This window comes from Algoriphagus sp. (assembly GCF_024642405.1).
GTDB lineage: Bacteria > Bacteroidota > Bacteroidia > Cytophagales > Cyclobacteriaceae > Algoriphagus.
The window spans coordinates 1-2901 of sequence record NZ_JAHEBC010000438.1 but is presented as its reverse complement, the minus strand read 5'-3'; the positions used below and the strand labels follow the sequence as shown (position 1 = coordinate 2901).

Below are 2901 nucleotides of genomic sequence, written 5' to 3'. Positions count from 1 at the left end.
GCAGCAGGCATTTTAGCTCAAAAAATGGGTTTGCCAATCACACATTTTGTGGCTGCTACTAATGAGAATAAAGTCGTCCCTGCTTTTTTGGGAGGAGAAGAATTTGCCGCAAAGCCGTCAGTTCAGACCATCTCGAATAGCATGGATGTGGGAAATCCAAGTAATTTTCCTAGGCTTTTGGCTTTGTATGATTTTGACGAAAATCGATTGAAAACTCAAGTGAGCGGCGCATTTTATTCGGATGCTGAGACTATTGCAGCAATTCAAAAAGTAAAGAAAAAAGGATACACGCTGGATCCGCACGGTGCAGTTGGGTATTTAGGATTGACCGATTTTATGGCTGAAAATCCAGATTACCAAGGTGTATTTCTAGAGACAGCTCATCCTGGTAAATTTCGTGAAACAGTAGAAAAAGCCTTGGCTTCAAAGCTTGAGCTTCCTGAGCGATTAGCTGCTTTTATGGATGGCGAGAAAAAAGTGGAAGCGATGGGAAATGACTTTGCGGATTTTAAGGGGTATTTAATGGCCTTTAAAAGCCATTAGTGCAAAAAACCCACTATTTTGAGCTTTTTATTTTAGATACTTTTAGAAGTCCTTTCTCTTTGATGGTGTTTTTTGATATTATGAAGGGGTTATTTTTGAGGTGGATAAATCCTACTTCAAAGCTCTCCAAAATGGATCAAACGAATCCCTTTAGATTTCAATACTTCCTGAACTGGCTCCTTTTTCCAAAACAAGAACTCTTCTTTTCGCTTCAAGTAAGAATCTAATTTGTTTTCAAGCGCAGGATGAGTCATGAATTCCAGTGAATTGGCCTGAGCAAAAGAGGATTGGATCGCTTTTTCAAAGCCGTCAAGCGTAATCTTTTGTCCAAATGAAAAATTAGAAATGAGTCCATCTGTTGTCAAAAATTGATTTTTTTCAACAGGAGAAAGCTTAGTGAATAGTTGGAGCAAAACTGATCTGAAAGCTACTGATGCTCCTAAAGGGATTGAATTTCTGACTTTTTTAATCTTTAACTTAGCAAGAGCACGCAGAATAATTGGGCCAATAATTGGGAATTGATGTGCGTGCTGATGGCTATCTACATGGCTTAGATTTAATCCAAAGTCAGTTAACTTTTTCAATTGAGCCTTGACTTCTTGGTAGATTTCTTCTTCTGATATTTTATTTAGGATGGCATTTTTAAGGAGGCCTTTTGCTCCAAGAAATTTCCCTTCCTTCCCAACTAAACTTGGAATATCCCTTGGCTCCGAAATCGGGGAACCTTCGATAAGGTTGAGGTGAAGACCAGTCCCTATCCCGGTAAATTTTTTGAGTGAGATGACTTCATTCTCTTTCACCAAATTAGCCATTACAGTGGTGCTACTAATCTTCTTATCTGCTAATAATTCCAAGATTCCTGCGGTAGCATCTCTGTCATACCCAAAATCATCCGCATTGATAATGAGGATTTTACTAGTCATTTCTAGTTTTCTTTCGAATGGAATATGGGCTGATATGGTCGCCCGAAAAGTAGTTGTAAATCCCAATTTCTGCGACAATTCCGAAACTTATCATGAAAATACCTACCAAAATAAGGAAAATTGAAAGCAAGAATTCAGCGAGATAATCAATTCTGACATTGAAATCGAAAAATAAAGCACCTCCTAAAATATAAGTGAGGGGAAATATCCCAGCGAGTAAGACAATCAGTCCAAATACACCAAATAATCTAAAAGGCTTATTCATGTAGGTAACTACAAATTTCAGGAACATCAAATCGATGATTACTGAAAAAAGCTTCGTGATTTTGTAATGACTACTACCTGAATGACGCTCTCTAATAGAGATTGGGATTTCGGTGTACCGAATTCCTTTTTTTGCCAAAATTGCTCCCAGGAATCGATGGGTGTCTTTGAGAATGTTGGTGTTTTCGAGTAAAAACCTTCGGTAAATTCTAAATGTGGCACCAAAGTATTCCATCTTGGCACTAGTGATTTTATAAATCAACCAGTGAGCAATATTCGATAGTTTTTTCTGGATGAAATTTTCTGGACGCTCTTTTTTAGATCCACCCACCATATCATAGCCTTCATTAAGTTTTTCTAAAAACCTAGGAATATCAGCAGGTTTATGCTGCATATCTCCATCCATAAAGACTATAATATCACCGGTTGAGTGTTCCAAACCGCTCCTTAATGCAATTGATTGACCAAAATTCCCTCCTAAGTCAATTCCTGAAAAAATTGAATACTTTTTACATATTTCCTCAATTTTAGGCCATGTATTATCCATGCTGCCATCGTTGACAAGAATCACCTCACATGGGTTTGCCAATCCTATTACAGTTTGATAGATTTCTTCAGCAAGAATGAATATGTTGTCTTGTTCGTTATAAAGAGGAACTACGATAGATAACTTTTCTAATGACATAATAATTTCATCAAAATCCGTAGCATGCTGGAGATCATCAAATCTGCAGACTTACTAATAATAGTTATTATTTCTTTCTTTCTATGGTATAGCTAACTAGGCATTCCAAAGAAGTTTTATAGTCCGAATCGGGAAAGGTTTTTAGGATATCTAATGCTTCCCGATAAAATCTATCCATGATTGTTTTGGCGTAATCCAATCCACCACTTTTCTTGACAAAGTTGATTACTTGATTTACGGCTTTCTTATCGTCACTTCGATTCCTGATCAAATTGATTATCTTCTTTTTCTCAAACCAATCTGCCTTTTGGAGAGCAAAAATTAGTGGTAAAGTCATCTTCTTTTCTTTGATATCAATCCCCAAAGGCTTACCGATCTCATCGTCTCCGTAGTCAAACAGGTCGTCTTTGATCTGGAAAGCCATGCCCACTTTCTCTCCAAACTCCCGCATTTGCTCGATCGTTTCTTTGGAGCTGTCTGTACTTG

Annotated in this window: 3 protein-coding genes and 1 pseudogene; 1 reads left to right on the top strand and 3 read right to left on the bottom strand. The window is 37.5% G+C overall.

The annotated features are described in order from the left end of the window. Nucleotides 1–543 (top strand): annotated as a pseudogene (locus Q0L68_RS19025) (threonine synthase); the annotation flags it as partial. Nucleotides 544–659: 116 nt separating this feature from the next. On the opposite strand, the gene Q0L68_RS19020 reads toward Q0L68_RS19025, so the two are convergent. The 3 genes from Q0L68_RS19020 to Q0L68_RS19010 all read right to left on the bottom strand — a co-directional run. After that, nucleotides 660–1466, bottom strand: coding sequence for a ChbG/HpnK family deacetylase (locus tag Q0L68_RS19020; RefSeq protein WP_296705831.1), 807 nt, complete (start codon nt 1464–1466; stop codon nt 660–662). Beyond that, nucleotides 1459–2415 (bottom strand): glycosyltransferase family 2 protein, encoded by a 957-nt coding sequence (locus Q0L68_RS19015; RefSeq protein WP_296705830.1) that lies wholly within the window; start codon nt 2413–2415, stop codon nt 1459–1461. Before Q0L68_RS19015 ends, Q0L68_RS19020 begins: the two co-directional genes overlap by 8 nt. A 67-nt stretch (nt 2416–2482) precedes the next feature. Then, on the bottom strand, nt 2483–2901 hold a 419-nt coding region (locus Q0L68_RS19010), incomplete at its 5' end, for a polyprenyl synthetase family protein (protein WP_296705829.1).